15 protein-coding genes and 2 pseudogenes are annotated in these 14352 nt (G+C 69.6%); 8 read left to right on the top strand and 9 right to left on the bottom strand.

The annotated features are described in order from the left end of the window. Positions 1-249 precede the first annotated feature (249 nt). Both ABD858_RS02695 and tnpB read left to right on the top strand, forming a co-directional pair. Positions 250-825, top strand: coding sequence for an IS607 family transposase (locus tag ABD858_RS02695; protein ID WP_345034283.1), 576 nt, complete (start codon positions 250-252; stop codon positions 823-825). Next, positions 822-2273, top strand: coding sequence for an IS607 family element RNA-guided endonuclease TnpB (gene tnpB, locus ABD858_RS02690; RefSeq protein ID WP_345034281.1), 1452 nt, complete (start codon positions 822-824; stop codon positions 2271-2273). The genes ABD858_RS02695 and tnpB overlap by 4 nt, the downstream gene beginning before the upstream one ends. Before the next feature lie 77 nt (positions 2274-2350). Here the strand turns inward: tnpB and ABD858_RS02685 are convergent, their stop codons facing one another. Continuing rightward, the gene (locus ABD858_RS02685) at positions 2351-2539 is read right to left on the bottom strand and encodes a hypothetical protein (RefSeq protein WP_345034280.1); all 189 of its coding nucleotides are present in this window, start codon (positions 2537-2539) and stop codon (positions 2351-2353) included. Between the two features lie 311 nt (positions 2540-2850). Here ABD858_RS02685 and ABD858_RS02680 point away from each other — a divergent pair, with 311 nt between their 5' ends. The 3 genes and pseudogenes from ABD858_RS02680 (at position 2851) to ABD858_RS02670 (ending at position 5522) form a co-directional block, all read left to right on the top strand. Beyond that, complete coding sequence (locus ABD858_RS02680) at positions 2851-4242, top strand: IS1380 family transposase (protein ID WP_345034278.1); 1392 nt, start codon at positions 2851-2853, stop codon at positions 4240-4242. Positions 4243-4479: 237 nt separating this feature from the next. After that, positions 4480-5112, top strand: a pseudogene (locus ABD858_RS02675) (transposase); the annotation flags it as partial. A 233-nt stretch (positions 5113-5345) separates the two neighbouring features. Beyond that, positions 5346-5522, top strand: coding sequence for a hypothetical protein (locus ABD858_RS02670; RefSeq protein WP_345034276.1), 177 nt, complete (start codon positions 5346-5348; stop codon positions 5520-5522). Between the two features lie 33 nt (positions 5523-5555). On the opposite strand, the gene ABD858_RS02665 is transcribed toward ABD858_RS02670, so the two are convergent. After that, a complete protein-coding gene (locus ABD858_RS02665) occupies positions 5556-5897 on the bottom strand; it encodes a GNAT family N-acetyltransferase (RefSeq protein WP_345034274.1) in 342 nt (113 codons plus the stop codon). Positions 5898-5919: 22 nt separating this feature from the next. Then, positions 5920-6843, bottom strand: a complete 924-nt coding sequence (locus ABD858_RS02660) for a pirin family protein (protein ID WP_345034273.1) — start codon at positions 6841-6843, stop codon at positions 5920-5922. 98 nt (positions 6844-6941) lie between these two features. On the opposite strand from ABD858_RS02660, the gene ABD858_RS02655 reads away from it, so the two are divergent. Then, positions 6942-7442: a carboxymuconolactone decarboxylase family protein gene (locus ABD858_RS02655; protein WP_345034272.1), complete on the top strand. Its 501-nt coding sequence runs from the start codon at positions 6942-6944 to the stop codon at positions 7440-7442. A gap of 4 nt (positions 7443-7446) precedes the next feature. Here ABD858_RS02655 and ABD858_RS02650 read toward each other — a convergent pair whose 3' ends face one another. Then, a complete protein-coding gene (locus ABD858_RS02650) occupies positions 7447-7602 on the bottom strand; it encodes a hypothetical protein (protein ID WP_345034271.1) in 156 nt (51 codons plus the stop codon). Positions 7603-8021: 419 nt separating this feature from the next. On the opposite strand from ABD858_RS02650, the gene ABD858_RS36695 reads away from it, so the two are divergent. After that, a complete protein-coding gene (locus ABD858_RS36695; RefSeq protein ID WP_425586139.1) occupies positions 8022-8180 on the top strand; it encodes a GNAT family N-acetyltransferase in 159 nt (52 codons plus the stop codon). 47 nt (positions 8181-8227) lie between these two features. Here ABD858_RS36695 and ABD858_RS02640 read toward each other — a convergent pair whose 3' ends face one another. From ABD858_RS02640 to ABD858_RS02630, 3 genes are all read right to left on the bottom strand, one after another. Next, positions 8228-9196 carry a helix-turn-helix transcriptional regulator gene (locus ABD858_RS02640; RefSeq protein ID WP_345034270.1) on the bottom strand — a complete coding sequence of 323 codons (969 nt, stop codon included), beginning with the start codon at positions 9194-9196 and terminating at the stop codon, positions 8228-8230. 214 nt (positions 9197-9410) lie between these two features. Next, complete coding sequence (locus tag ABD858_RS02635; RefSeq protein ID WP_345034269.1) at positions 9411-9626, bottom strand: hypothetical protein; 216 nt, start codon at positions 9624-9626, stop codon at positions 9411-9413. A 326-nt stretch (positions 9627-9952) separates the two neighbouring features. Continuing rightward, a complete protein-coding gene (locus ABD858_RS02630) occupies positions 9953-11362 on the bottom strand; it encodes a DEAD/DEAH box helicase (RefSeq protein ID WP_345034268.1) in 1410 nt (469 codons plus the stop codon). 589 nt (positions 11363-11951) lie between these two features. Here ABD858_RS02630 and ABD858_RS02625 point away from each other — a divergent pair. After that, positions 11952-12134, top strand: a pseudogene (locus ABD858_RS02625) (hypothetical protein); the annotation flags it as partial. 481 nt (positions 12135-12615) lie between these two features. Here ABD858_RS02625 and ABD858_RS02620 read toward each other — a convergent pair. Both ABD858_RS02620 and ABD858_RS02615 read right to left on the bottom strand, forming a co-directional pair. Then, a complete protein-coding gene (locus tag ABD858_RS02620; RefSeq protein ID WP_345034267.1) occupies positions 12616-13623 on the bottom strand; it encodes a HEAT repeat domain-containing protein in 1008 nt (335 codons plus the stop codon). A 3-nt stretch (positions 13624-13626) separates the two neighbouring features. Further along, complete coding sequence (locus tag ABD858_RS02615) at positions 13627-14298, bottom strand: HEAT repeat domain-containing protein (protein ID WP_345044224.1); 672 nt, start codon at positions 14296-14298, stop codon at positions 13627-13629. Positions 14299-14352 lie beyond the last annotated feature (54 nt).

Raw genomic sequence — 14352 nt, 5'->3', positions numbered from 1 at the left:
ACCGCACCCGGCTCCCCGAGGGCCGACCGGAAGGGCGCCTTCACCCTGACCAGCGGGCCAAGGCACCCGCGGATACCGACCGCGGACCGCGCCTCTCGATGTCGACGCCACCCCCGCCGCCCCCCCCATGACCTGCCCGCCAGGATGCGCTGCCATGGAGGCGGACCGACCGGAGCATCAGAAGGGGGTGACAACTGCTACAGATTTTCTAGTCATTCATAGTCACCTCTAGTCGTTTATGTTGATCGCGTGAAGCTTTCGGAGTGGGCGCGTCAGCAGGGCGTGAGCTACCAGACCGCTTGGCGGTGGGTGAAGGACGGGAAGATGCCCGTTCCTGTTCGCCAGGCGCCGTCCGGGACGTGGCTGGTCGACGAGCCCGCCGTCCAGCCGTCCGGGCGTGTGGTGGCGTACTGCCGTGTGTCGTCCGCCGACCAGAAGACAGATCTTGAGCGGCAGACGGCCCGGGTCGTGGCCGGTGCGAACGGGCTGGGCCTGGCCGTCGCCGAGGTTGTCACCGAAGTCGGGCCGGGGCTGAACGGGCGGCGCCGTAAGCTGCACCGGCTCCTGTCCGACCCGAACGCCGCTGTGATCGTGGTCGAGCACCGTGACCGGCTGGCCCGGTTCGGCGTCGAACACCTCGAAGCCGCACTGTCGGCGTCCGGGCGGCGCCTGGTCGTCCTCGATCCCACCGAGACCACCGATGACCTGGTGCGGGACATCACCGAGGTACTGACCTCGATGTGCGCGCGCCTGTACGGACGCCGGGCGGCGAAGAACCGTGCCGCCCGCGCGGTGGCCGTGGCGACCGGCGAGGCCGCCGAGTGAAGAAGTTCCAGCCGCAGCCCGGTTTCGTGGTGCAGGCGTACCGGTTCGCCCTGGACCCGAACGCCGCCCAGGAGGCCGCGCTGCGCTCGCACTGCGGCGCCGCGCGCGCGGCGTACAACTGGGCCGTGGCGTGGGTGACCGCCTCGTGGTGGCAGCGCAAGGCAGAGGAGTCCTACGGCGTCCCCGAGGCGGAGTTGACCCAGTGGCGGCCGTGGTCGCTGCCCTCCCTCAGGAAGGCGTTCAACACCGCCAAGCACGCCGACTTGAGGTTCGCCGACTGGTGGGCGGACAACTCCAAGGAGGCGTACAACACCGGCCTGGCGAACGCTGCTGCCGCGTTCGACAACTACGCCAAGTCCAGGCAGGGCAAGCGTCGCGGCCGGAAGATGGGTGCGCCGCGGTTCAAGTCGAAGCGGAAGGCACGTCTGACCTGCCGGTTCACCACCGGCACGATCCGCGTCGCCGCCGACGGCCGGCACGTGACGCTGCCGAGGCTGGGCACGATCCGCACCCACGAGCCCACCGCCAAGCTCCTCACCCGTGTCCAGGCCGGGACCGCCCGCATCCTGTCCGCGACCGTCCGGCACGAACGCGGACGCTGGTTCGCCTCCTTCCAAGTTGAGGTGAAGCGGGACCTCGTACGTGTCGCCCGCCCCGAAGCCGCCGTGGGTGTGGACCTCGGCGTGAAGACCCTCGCGGTGATGGCCGACTCGACGGGCGAGATCCGCACCGTCCCCAACCCCGGCCACTACAACCAGGCGCTGAAACAACTGCGCCGCGCGTCCCGGACCGTGTCCCGCCGCCAGGGCCCCGACCGCCGCACCGGCCGCAAGCCGTCCAAGCGGTGGGAGAAGGCCAACGCCGCCCTGGGCAAGCTGCACCACCGGGTGGCGAACCTCCGCCAGGATGCCCTGCACAAGCTCACCACCGCCGTGACCGCCGAGTACGGCACGGTCGTGGTCGAGGACCTCAACGTCGCCGGGATGCTCCGCAACCGGCGCCTCGCCCGCAGGATCGCCGACGCCGGATTCGGCGAGATCCGCCGCCAGCTCGACTGCAAGACCCGCCAGCGCCACGCCACCCGCATCGTGGTCGCCGACCGCTGGTATCCCTCCTCCAAGACCTGCTCCGGGTGCGGCGCGGTGAAAGCCAAACTGCCGCTGCACGTCCGGACCTACGAATGCGACGCCTGCGGCCTGGTCATCGACCGGGACGACAACGCGGCCCGCAACCTCGCCGCCCTCGCAGCGGCCAGCACCACCGGTACCGGAGTGGCCGGAGACCGGGACACCCCCGTGGTGTCGAAACCTCGTGGAGCCGACCGTAAGACCCGCGCCACCCGCCCCCGTCGCAAGACGGAGACGGGGCGGGCAGGTGGCGCAGCCCTGCCGCACCAGCGGCAGGAGGAAGCGAGAGACCGTCCTCAAGCCGAAGCCCTCACGCTTTAGTGACGAGACGGACCTTCCGGTCCGAAATGCCCGGAATGCTGAGACCTGACTACGGTCTCGTCAACGGTGGAGTCGCATCACCACCACGGCTCCTCGAGGTCGCCGTCCGCTCGCAGTCCGCACAGCCGTTCGTGGCGGTCTTGCCCTCTTTTGCGCAGCAGGCTCACCAGCACTGTATATGCGGAAAGATCACCGGTGTTGATGACCTGCAGCAGGGCGTGCTTGGCCCCCTCCAGATCTCCCGCCCGCTCGCGCAGGCGGGCCATTCGCCTGCGCGCTGCGGGAACACCGGCCGCGGCGGCCCGTTGCCACGCACGTTCGGCTCCCTCAAGATCTCCCGCCTCTTCCCGTAGGCGTGCTAACGAGGCGGCCGGCTGGCTGTCCGCCGTCGGCTTCGAGCGCTTCGGGCTCAAGGCGTCCGTCCGTGAGCTGCGGAAGCTGTGTTAGGTCCTTTAGCCTTGATCCACCGAGCAATAGCCGGTTCAGGGCTTGGACATGTAGACGCGGGTGCCCTCTGAGCTGGGATGATGGGACTTCCTACGGTTCCACATCCACAGAGCAAGAGAACACCCGCGAGATGCAATCTTCCCATGCCGCGTCGGCGGTGTCCGCCGCGTTCGACGACACGAATCTGGTCGCGTATGCCGGGCTGGTCCCGGTGATGCGGCTGGCCGAGCGGTGCGGGCTTGCCCGTCTGGCGGCGGAGAAGGTGAAGCTGACCGGGGCGAAGAACAGCGCGGGTGCCGCAGCGGACGCCAAGGTCACCAGCATCGTGGCCGGCATGGTCGCAGGCGCGGACAGCATCGACGACCTGGACGTCCTGCGGCACGGTGCGATGCCGACCCTGTTTGGCGGCATCCGTGCCCCGTCCACGCTCGGCACGTTCCTGCGCGCGTTCACCCACGGTCACGCACTCCAGCTCCACGCTGTGCACCGCAGATTCCTGGCCGCACTGGCCACGCACACCCCATTGCTGCCCGGTTCCGGCGAGAAGGCGTTCATCGATGTCGACTCCACCCACAAGCGGGTCTACGGACGCGCCAAACAGGGCGCCGAGTACGGCCGGTTCAAGGGCGTCCGCACCCTGCACCCCCTGCTCGCCACGATCTGCACCCCCCGCTCCCGCCCGGTGATCGCCGGGGTCCGGATGCGCCGCGGCAAGTCCGCCGACTCCCGCGGCGCCCCGAAGTTCGTCAGTGAAGCCCTGGCCACCGCCGCCGAGGCCGGCTGCACCGGCATGCGCATCCTGCGCGCGGACTCGCAGTTCTACAACGCCGGTGTGATCGCCGCCTGCCGCCGGGCCGGATCCCACTTCTCGATCACCACCGGCATGAACCCCTCCATCAAACGGGCCGTCCACAGCATCCCCGACCAGGCATGGCAGCAGATCACCTATCCCACCGCCGTGCCCGACCCCGAAACCGGCGAGCTCATCTCGGACGCCGAAGTCGCCGAGATACCCGCCTACACCGCGTTCGCCAGCCGCAAGAAGGCGGAGCAGGTCACGGCCCGGCTGATCGTGCGCCGGGTCCGTGACCTGGCCAAGCCCGCCGTCGTGGGTGAGCAGGGCGAACTGTTCCCGGTCTGGCGCTACCACCCGTTCATCACCGACAACCCCGCCCAGACCCTGCAAGCCGAGCGGGAACACCGCCACCATGCCGTTGTCGAACAAGTCATCGCGGACAGCAAGGCCTCAGCCCTGGCCCACCTGCCCTCCGGACACTTCAACGCCAACGCGGCCTGGCTCACCCTGTGGGCCGTGACCTACAACCTGCTGCGGGCCACCGGCGCACTGACCTCCGCCTTCCACGCCAAGGCCACCACCGCCACCCTCCGCGCCCACCTGGTCCACGTCCCCGCCAGGATCGCCCGCTCAGCGCGACGCATCACCCTGCACCTGCCCCACAACTGGCCCTGGCAGCACGCCTGGACACACCTCTTCGACACCGTCCACGGACCAGCCGGCTGACACGAACCGCCCCTGCCCACCCCGCCCGCCAGGGCCCAACCGGAACCGAACACGTGGAAACGCTGGGCAGACCAGCAGCTACACGCTGCCCAAGCCCAACGACCATCCCGAAACGGGCTCAGGATCAGTCAGAAGACCACTTTCAGACCACGTCGGTGGATCAAGGTTTAGGGCCGAGCAGTTGACTTCTTGGGTTTCGCTCCCGGTCGGGGGGTGGGATCCGGTAGGACGCTGGGTGTGACGCGCAGGCAACTCACCGACGAGCAGTGGAAGTTTATCGAGCCGTACCTGCCGATAGGCAGTTTCGGCCCGTACCCCGAGCGGTTGCGCCAGCAGTTCGAGGGCATGATCTGGCGGTTCCGGTCCGGCGCCCAGTGGCGGGAGCTGCCCGCCGAGTTCGGGCCTGGCCGACCGTCTGCGGCCGTTTCCGAATCTGGCGGGACGCCGGCTTCTTCACCTCCCCGCTGGAAGGCCTGATCGCCGAGGCCACCCGCCAGGGGAAGACGGATCTGTCCCTGGGCAGCGTGGATTCCACGACGGCCCGCGCCCACCACGACGCTGCCGGGGTGCGTGTCGAGCAAGAGGTCATGGACGCCCTGGAGGAGGCCGCGCGTGAGCAAGACCATGCCCGCAAAAAGGGGGCGGCCCGGAGGAACAGGACGGGCAGGACGACGGATGCGGCCCCGGGCAGAAAGAGCGGCGACGAGTCCGGCGCCGACGCAGGCTCCGGCTGAAGCGAGCCCTCCTGGGCAGGTCTTGGGGCGGGCTGACCAGCAAGGTTCACCTTGCCGCCGACCGGAAGTGCCGTCCGCTGGCGTTCGTCCTGACCGCGGGACAGGCTCGGACAGCCCGCAGTTCATCCCCGTGCTCACCTGCGGGGCCAGCGCACTTGCCACCTGGACCGGTGCATCGGACATGCTTGGTCACGCGAAGAACATCGGTCGCCATACTGTGCGCTTCTCCTGGAATGCCGGTGTGTACTGTCACAACACCAAGGAGAGCGTCAAGAACTGGAGGACACCATGGATGGCACGGCGTCGACCCTACGTTCCCTGGCGTGGTAGCTGGTGAGTAGGAAGCGCAAATCGAGAGTCCGGGAGTCGTTGGTTCTCTGGCTCGTCGTCGTCTTCTACTCGGTCTTCAACGAGCATTACGGCGCCATGGAGTACGTGGCGTTCGCACTGCTCCTCGTGGCCACGGTGATGCTGTGCACAGAACTGGTGCGGGCGTTCCTCCTGCGGCGACAGTGGAGACTCCAGACGCGGAGCGGCGAAGACTAGGCTGCGGCGGAGCGGGGGCACCGGTCTTCGGCGTCAGCGCCCCAGCTGGGCGTCGAGCCAGGTGAGGACCTCGGGGGTCACGGGGTCGGTGATGTCCGCGAACTCCTGGTGCTTCGTGAGGAACTTGGCCACGTACGGGCAGATGGGGACGATCCGCATCCCGGAGGCGCGCACATCGGTCAGGGCCTGCTCGACGAGTATCGCGGCGAGTCCGCGGCCGGCGTAGGCGTCGTCGATCTCGGTGTGGAAGAACACCCGCCGGTCGTCGCGGTTGCGGTAGGCCGTCAGGCCGGCACGCTGGTCGTCGACCAGGATCTCGTAACGGTGCCGGGCGTCGACGCGCCGGACGACGGGGGCGGAAGCCTGCTCGGTCATGGTGGGCCTTTCGGTTGATGCGTCAGCGGCGGGGCGGGTTCTTGCGCGGTGTGATGACGGCGTTCGGCAGGGTGGGGGCGGGCAGCCGGGCGCCGGGGTAGCCGTCGACCTCGCCGAAGCGGTCGGAGGCCCGCTCCCATTCCTCCCTCGCCTCGACGATGTCCTGGTGACTGCGGCCGATGAAGTTCCACCACATGACGATCTCTTCCTCGAACGGCGTGCCGCCGAGGAGCACCGCCCGCGCGCGGTGGTCGGATTCGTTGGTGAAGGTCAGCGTGGTGCGTCCCGTGCCGACGTATCCCAGCTCGGCGGGGCGCAGGAGCGTTCCGGCGAGGCGTACGTCCCCTGCGTCGACGAGCAGTCCGTGCTCGAAGGCCGGATCGACGTCGAGGGTGACCGTGGCGCCCGCGTCGAGGAGTAGTTCGGCGCCGAGCAGCGGGGTGAAGGTGCGCACCGGCGAGGTCTCGCCCGCGAGCGTACCCAGGAGGACCTTGAGCTCCGCCCCGTCGATGTGAAGCGGCTTCGGCGCGTGGTGCTGGAAGTCGCGCGGGGCGTGGCGGTGTTCGCCGGGGAGCGCCACCCACAGCTGCACTCCGTGCAGCACGGTGGTGCCGGGCGTGGAGACCTCCGTGTGGCTGATGCCGTGCCCGCCCGTCATGAGGTTGAGCTCCCCGGGCCGTACGAAGGCGTGGCTGCCCAGGCTGTCCCGGTGCTCGATCTCCCCGCTGAACAGCCAGCTCACCGTCTGAAGCCCGGTGTGTGGATGGGGGGCGACGTCCATGCCGCCGGATTCGGCGACCCGGTCGGGGCCGTAGTGGTCGGCGAAGCACCAGGCTCCGATGAGCGTCCGGGACCGCTGCGGCAGCGTGCGTCGTACGGTCATCGCCCGCGGTCCGCCCAGCGGGACGTCCCGGGCGGTGAGGATCTCGACCTCCGTGTGATCCATCTCCCGGCCCTTTCTCCACCTATATGGTTTCGTTTTCAACAATTATGGGTGATCATAGTCCCGACGACGCCCCGCGACAACAGGCGAAGGAGCACAGGATGAGCGAGACGGCGCAGGCCACGGCGGCCCCCCGGGCCACCGGTCGGATCTACCTCGACAAGAAGAGCCCCGCCGCGTACCAGGCGCTGGTGAAGACCGCCGACGCCGTCCGGGCGACGGCCGCCGACGCAGGCCTCGACAGGATCCTGGTCGAGCTGGTCAACCTCCGGGTGTCCCAGCTCAACGGCTGCGCCTTCTGCCTCGACGTCCACACCCGGGCCGCGCTGCGCGCCGGGGAGACCGCCCGGCGCCTCGGCGTCCTTGCCGCCTGGCGCGACACCGAGCTCTTCACCGTCCGCGAGCGCGCGGCCCTGGCCCTCGCGGAGGCCACCACCCACCCCGCCGACGCCTTCGCCCAGGAGCGGGCGTACGCGGAGGCGGGCGAGGTGCTGGGTGACGACGAGATCTCCGCCGTGATCTGGGCGGCGATCACGATCAACGCCTTCAACCGCGTCTCGATCCTCAGCAAGCACCCGGTACGGGAGACTCCGGCACGCTGAACCACTACGGAGCCGCTGCCCATCCCGCACCCGGGACCGAGAGCCGCCACAGGACCACCGCGCCCGCGGCGAGCAGCGTCAGCGCCACGCCCAGGACGAGGGAGAGCCCGGCCTTCAGGAGTAAGGCTCCGAAGAGGGCGCCGAGGAACATCGCCAGCACGGACAGTGCAGCGCCCCGCGGTCACTCGCCGGCAGGGCCTTCGGCGCCGGGTTCGACGGCCTTGAGCAGGTCGGCGGGCGGCGTTCGGCGACCGGCCACGAGCTCGGCGGCCAGGGCGCCGTTCCGTGACCTGCGGCCATACCTCCGACAGGGGCCATGGCGGCCGCCCCGACCGGGGGCGGCCGCAGGCGCGCACGACGTGCCGAAGTGGACTCCACCGACTCCGGCAAGATGTACGGCATCTGACTGGACGGCACCCTCGTCGGCGGCGTCCTCTTCCCGTAGTTCGACGCCGCGGCGGGCACCGCCGAGGTCGGCTGCCGGCTGGAACCCACCGCCAGGGGCCGCGGACTGATCACCTGGGCGGCCGGTGTGCTGATCGGCTGGGCGGTCGACGTGCACGGCATCCACCGCGTCGAGTGGCCGGTTCCTCCACCAGCATCAATGTCGCCAAGCGGCTCGGCATGACCCGCGACGGCGTCCTGCGTGAGAGCTACCCCCACTGCGGCGTGCGGCAGGAAACCGAGATCTGGTCGGTGCTCGCCTCCGAGTGGTGCAAGCTGCGCGAACAGGGGTGAGGTCCTCCCCCCAAGCTCCCGGCTTCGCTCGAGCAGGGGGACCCCCGTCAGAGCCAGCCGCGGCGGCTCGCCTGGACGCCGAGCTGGAAGCGGGTCCGTGCGCCGAGCATCTGCTGGAGACGGGTGATGCGGCGGGCCACCGTCCGTTCGCTGACGCCAAGTTCGCGGGCGATCGACTCGTCGGTCAGGCCGCCGCTGAGATAGGTGAGGATCTGCCGGGTCTCGTCGGTGGAAGCTCCGCCGATGTCGTCCGCTGTCCCCACGGCGGCGGGCAGCGGGACGGCGAACTGCCAAAACGACTCGAACACGCCGATCAGCGCCTCCAGGAGGTCCGATCGCTGCACGACGATGTGGTGACGACGGCCCCAGTCACTCGCGGGGGGACACACGAGGGCGAAGCGGTCGTCGCAGATGCCCATGTTCAGCGGGACGTCGGGAAAGACACGTGCCTGCTCACCGAGGTCGATGGAGGTCTGGACGGCTTCCCGGGCGTGCTTGTCGCGCAGCACATGGGCTCCATAGACGACCGAGGCCTTGACGCCGCGCGTCAGTGCCTCCCGACAGCCCGGGGCCATCATGTTGGGTTCCGCCGATCGGCCGGTGATGCCGATGGTCAGGCAGCGGAGCTGCTCGGTGGCCTCGTCGTAGAGCCGCTGGACGAGTGCGCCGCGGGCCGCCTGCGTCCGAGCGATCTCGATGTAGGTGGCTCCTTCGACGTGGTGGTCGCGCCAGAAGCGGGACAACTCCTCGATGCCCTCGCGCAGGGCAGCGAGTTCCCTGGTGCGGCTTTCCACCACGGCGTCGAGCGCGGCACGCGGGGGGCGGGCGACGAGCCGTGCGCCTTCGGATTCCACCAAGCCGAGGCCGGTCAGTTCGCCGACTGCCGTGCTCATGGCGTGCAAGGTCACGCGCAGGGTGCTCGCCAGTTCGGTCGGGGCCATCGGGCCACCCTCGACGAGGGCGAGGTAGGCGTCCTCGGCCATTGCGCTGGTACCTATGCCGTTGAGCGAATACATGTCCAAACCATCGCACGCGGGTGGCCGGACGAGGCGAGTGGTGTCCGACACAGTGCTCTGCGAGCGTTTCAGCACGTCAGGTGCGGTGAGTCGGGTGCTCTCCAAGAGCATGCGGCTTGTCGTCTTTCTGTCATGCCGAACTTCGCCGGCACGAACTCTTCATCAGCGCGCCGGTTCCCCGCAAACTCTGTGTACCGCACAGCTGACCGCCCCCTCACTCCGCAGGGACACGTTCGCGTGTCGGCTCGAGCACACCAAGGAGTTCCCCCGTGAAGAAGACCATGGCCTGGGCTGTCACCGTGGTGCTCGCTGCCGCCTGCGCCCTCGGTGCCGTCCTTCCGGCCGCGGCGGTGGGCGACACGACGTCCGCCGCCGTCACGTCCGCGTCCCCCGGCTCCACGTTCGACACCTCCAGCCTCTCCGCTGTCACTTCGAGGCCAATGGGCACCACGGCACGCCCAATCAGCGCCTCGCGTCGTCCGCGTGGGGCGCGAGCATCGCCAACGACGCCGCCGACCAAGGCCACATCCTGCCCTCGATGAAGCTCGACGAGCTGTCCGAGGCGAAGCTCCCCGACATCGTGAAGCCGGACGCGACGAACTGAGTGCCGTGAACCGGGATCAGCGGGTCTGTACGGTCAACGGTAGGTCTTCCAGTAGGAAGTAACCGTACCGCTTCAAAAGGGCTGTATAGCTTCTGACCTGTGGCGATGCCAGCCGCCTCCGCCTCCGGCTCCGGAGCCGGAGGCGGTGGCTGTCAGCGGCCCTTGCGTACCTGGGCCGCTTTGCGGGCCTCCGCGGCCTGGCGGGCCTGGGCGGCGCGGCGCGTCTCCTTCGGGGCCTGCGTCCCCATGCCCCGGAAGGGCCGCTTGCCGGTCTGCACAGGCTTGGCTGCCGGCGGCCGCCGCGCGCCCGTGATTCGCGTCAACTCGGCCTCGCCCGACCGCACCTGAGTGACCACCGGCCGGATCCCGGCCTCGGACATCATCTTGTTCACATCCCGCCGTTGGCCCGGGGTGACGAGTGTGACGACCTTGCCCGCTTCGCCGGCCCGCGCGGTGCGGCCGCCCCGGTGCAGGTAGTCCTTCGGGTCCGCGGGCGCGTCCACGTTCACGACCAGGTCGAGCGCGTCGACGTGGATGCCGCGGGCTGCCACGTTCGTGGCCACCAGGACGGTGATGTCGCCGCGCTTGAACTGGTCCAGTGTGTGCGTGCGCTGCGGCTGCGACTTCCCGCTGTGCAGGGCGGCCGCCCGGATTCCGCTGCTCTTCAGATGGCGGGTGAAGGTGTCCACCGCCGCCTTGGTGTCCAGGAACATCAGCACTCGCCCCTCGCGGGCGGCGATCTCGGTTGCCGTCGCGTACTTGTCGGCGGCGTGCACGTTCAGGACGTGGTGCTCCATCGTGGTGACCGTGGCCCGGGCCTGGTCGACCGAGGCGAGCACCGGTTCGTCGAGGTAGCGCTCCACCAGCTGGTCGACGTTCCGGTCGAGCGTGGCGGAGAAGAGCAGCCGCTGGCCGTCGGGGCACACCTGGTCCAGGATCTCCGAGACCTGTGGCAGGAAGCCCATGTCGCACATCTGGTCCGCCTCGTCGAGCACGGTGATCCGCACCCTGTCCACGTGGCAGTCCCGGCGCGCGATCAGATCGCCGAGCCGCCCCGGGGTTGCGATGACCACCTCGGCACCCGCCTTCAGCGCGGCCGCCTGCCGTCCCATCGAGAGCCCGCCGACCACCGTCGACATCCGCAGCCCCAGCACCTCGGCATACGGCGCGAGCGCGTCGCTCACCTGCTGGGCGAGCTCCCGCGTCGGGACGAGCACCAGCGCCAGGGGCCGCTTCGCCTCCGCGCGCCGCCCGGCGGTCCGGACGAGCAGGGCCAGCCCGAAGGCCAGAGTCTTGCCCGACCCGGTCTGGGCCCGGCCCAGCACGTCCCGGCCGGCCAGCGCGTGGGGCAGGGTCGCCGCCTGGATCGGGAAGGGTTCGGTGACCTTGAGGCCGGTCATCGCCGTCAGCAGCTCGTCGGGCAGCCCCAGCTCGGCGAAGGACTCGGCCGGCGGCAGCCCCGGATCGGCCGCCGCGAGCGTGCCGAGCTCGCCCCGCACTGATCCCGCCCGCTGGTTCTTACGGGCACCGGAGTGTCCGGAGACGGGCGGCTTCGCGTTCATGGGGGAACCTTCCTCAGGGTGGGGCCCCCGTAACGCGCCGGGGCCCGTACCCCTCGGCACGGGCCCCGGCGATGTCGGAAGCGTCGCGCCACTTTACCAGTGGCCCCCGCAGCCTTGCGCCGGACGGCCCCGCCGCGGGCTCCAACCGCCGAAAGGGGTCTCCGCCCACGGGTGGGGGAGAGGGACAGCGGTGTGGGCGTTCAATTCGGAGGGGCGAGTTTCAGCGGGAGCCCACGGGTTTCGCGGCTCAGTACCGTTTTGGCGCTGTCCAAGTAGGTCAGGGTCGGACCGCGCTACTCGGGCCGGGCACCGGCTCGCCTGGTTCGGTCTGTAAGGCCGGGGCCGGCTATTCGGCCCTGCGCGCGGCGAGCTGCTGCTCGAACGGGACGACGGCGTCGGCCGGCTCCGCCGCAGCCGGGCGGCTGAGCACGATTTCGCTCAGCTCTCCAGCCGCGCGGGCGATACGGGCCGCGAGACCGCCGGAGCGGGCGCCCCGCTGCTTCCCCAGTCCCCACCGCGGCGTACACCGCGGTGGGGACCATCAGTGCACCAGGTACGCGAACAGCGGGCGCATCGTGTGGTCCCCTGAGTGAACGCGGCCTACGTGCAGCACCGCCGGTTCGAGCGAAGCGTCGCCGAGCTCCGGCTCATGGGCGTGCGGGTCCTGTACGGCGAGGGCGGTTTCGCCCCGAACCAGCCCGGCCAGGGCAAGTCGAAGGAGTACCCGTGGCACCTGGTGCTCGACATGGCCCAGGAGCTTGCCGGTCCTTGACCATCGGCGCGGACTCACCCGCCGACCTGATCGCCCGATGCACGCGCGAACTCACGGCGGTGCTGCGCATTCACGGCGGCGAGCCGCCCGGCCCAGAGCATCGGGATTCCTGAGGCTCAGCCCCGGAAGAATGTGCTTTTTCCACTGGAAGATGATGAAGCTATTCATGGCTGAGCATCGAAATCGGTACGGCTAGCGGTTGATCAGCCCGCGGACTGCGAGGTGGAGCACCTTCAGCACGGCCTCCTACGACGGCGGGCGGCTGGGTCGCGCTCGGTGGCATGCTGGGGGACGGCGTCGACGCCGGGCCGGGCGTACCTCTCCAGGGACCGTACGGAGGCGTGCCGGGAGCGGGCCGGCAGCATCGGCGTTGAGGTGCCGTCTGAGGCGCGGTACAGCCGGGGGCTTCGGCGATGCCGTGGGCCTGTCGGCGGTGACCGGCAACAACTGGGCCCCACGCACACCGCACCCCAGGAGAGCCTCACTGTCGTGCGTTGCGTAGCTTGAGAATGTATGTCGCAGTAAGCGCAACGACACGGTCTTCATCGTGTGACAGATCTGCGAGGGCACGTGACGTCGTGGTCCCCGGGATGTCCGCGAGCGCCTGTGTCAGCCGTCGACGTGCAGACGATCCAATGGTGCTGCGGGCAAGGCAGCCGACGAGCCCGGTGGCGATCTGATCCGCCAACGCGTGATCACTCGCCAGCGTGCTCAGCGCATCGGCTGCGTCGGCGTCGTTCCTCTCCTCGACGATCATGTCGATGAGCGTCGGGACCGCGTCGGCTACTCCACGTGCCCCGAGCGCCAGGGCCGCGTACCTGCGGACCACGATGTCGGGGTTCGTGAGGGCGTCCTGCAGCAGTGCGGTCGCCTCACCGTTCGGAATCTCCGCGATGGACTCGACGGCACGTTTCCGCACCTCGGCCGCAGGTGAGCCGAGGCCCTCCGCCAGCAGTGCCGGCCCGTCCTCGCCCGATTGTGCCAGAGCCCAACGAAGGGCTCCGGCGACGTTCGGGTCCGACTCGCTCAGCACGGCCTCGACCAGTGCTTCCACCGGCACGGGAACTTCCACGACCGCGGACAGGGCCGCGCGCTGCCGCGCCCCCGCGTTCTTCGACCCCAACGCCTGGAGGAGCGCGACGATCTGGAGGACGTCCTCCCAGCCGGCGGGTTCGACAGCACCGATCCGACGGAGTCGCGTGAGCAGCTCCGTCTCCGCTGCGATGCGGTCTCGCGTCTGGCGGATGAGGTCGTCGACGAGCTCCGCGGGCGCGAAGCCGGGGTCATCGAGCGCGCGCCTGACGTCGCGCAGCGACAGCCCCAATGACCGCAGGCTCTCGATGTGGAAGATTCGCCGGATGTTCTCGCTGGAGTACTCTCGATAGCCGGAGTCGGTACGACCTGTTGGCCGCACCAGGCCGAGCGATTCGTAATGCCTGAGCATGCGGGCGCTGACCTCGGACCGTCGCGCGACATCACCGATCAACACTGCCTACTGCCCCTCCTGGCCGGCCCCGCCGAGGGCTACGAGGCGCTTCGCCTCCTCGATCGCGAACTCGAATCCGGCATCCGGGTCGCGCCACAGCCGTTCCGTGGCTATCGCGTGCGCGCGCACGCGTGGGTCGAGATCCGTCGTCGCGGCGCCCAGTGTCGGTAACGTCACCTCCCCGAGCGCGATCAGAGCCCGGCTGAGGCTCAGCTGCGTCTCGCGTTCGCCGCGCCCGAGCTGTGTCGCCAACACTACGGCCAACTCGTGCTCCTCACCTTCGGGCACGAGCACGACCGCTGCCCGCCAGGCGCTCCGGGCCACCTCGTCGTCGGCGTCGTACAGCAGCGCCGGTGTGATCGCCGGCCACGCTTGCCGATCCCCGATCTTGGACAGCGTGTGCAACGCCTGGCTCCGTGCCTGCGCACACTCCGAGCGGACTTCGCCGAGAAGCACCGGGACCGTCATCGATGCCGCGTGGCGGGTGAGTGCCCACGTCAGCATTTCGCGCACATAGAACTCGGGTTCGATCGCGCATCGCTCGATGAGCTTGCCGATGAACCCCGGGTCCGGGGTCGTACCGGCCGCCAGCGCTGCCTGCAGCCGGATCGACGAGCTGTTGTTCTCCAGCCCCTGGAGAGCTCGCATCGTGTTCGTGTCCTCTTTCAGCATGGGCATCAGGACCACCTCCTTGGCCACAGTGAAGACCTTGTCACTGTGTCAAGGTCAAGC

The sequence above is a fragment of the Streptomyces sannanensis genome, assembly GCF_039536205.1.
Classification (GTDB): domain Bacteria; phylum Actinomycetota; class Actinomycetes; order Streptomycetales; family Streptomycetaceae; genus Streptomyces; species Streptomyces sannanensis.
This window is presented reverse-complemented; position numbering and strand designations above follow the sequence as displayed.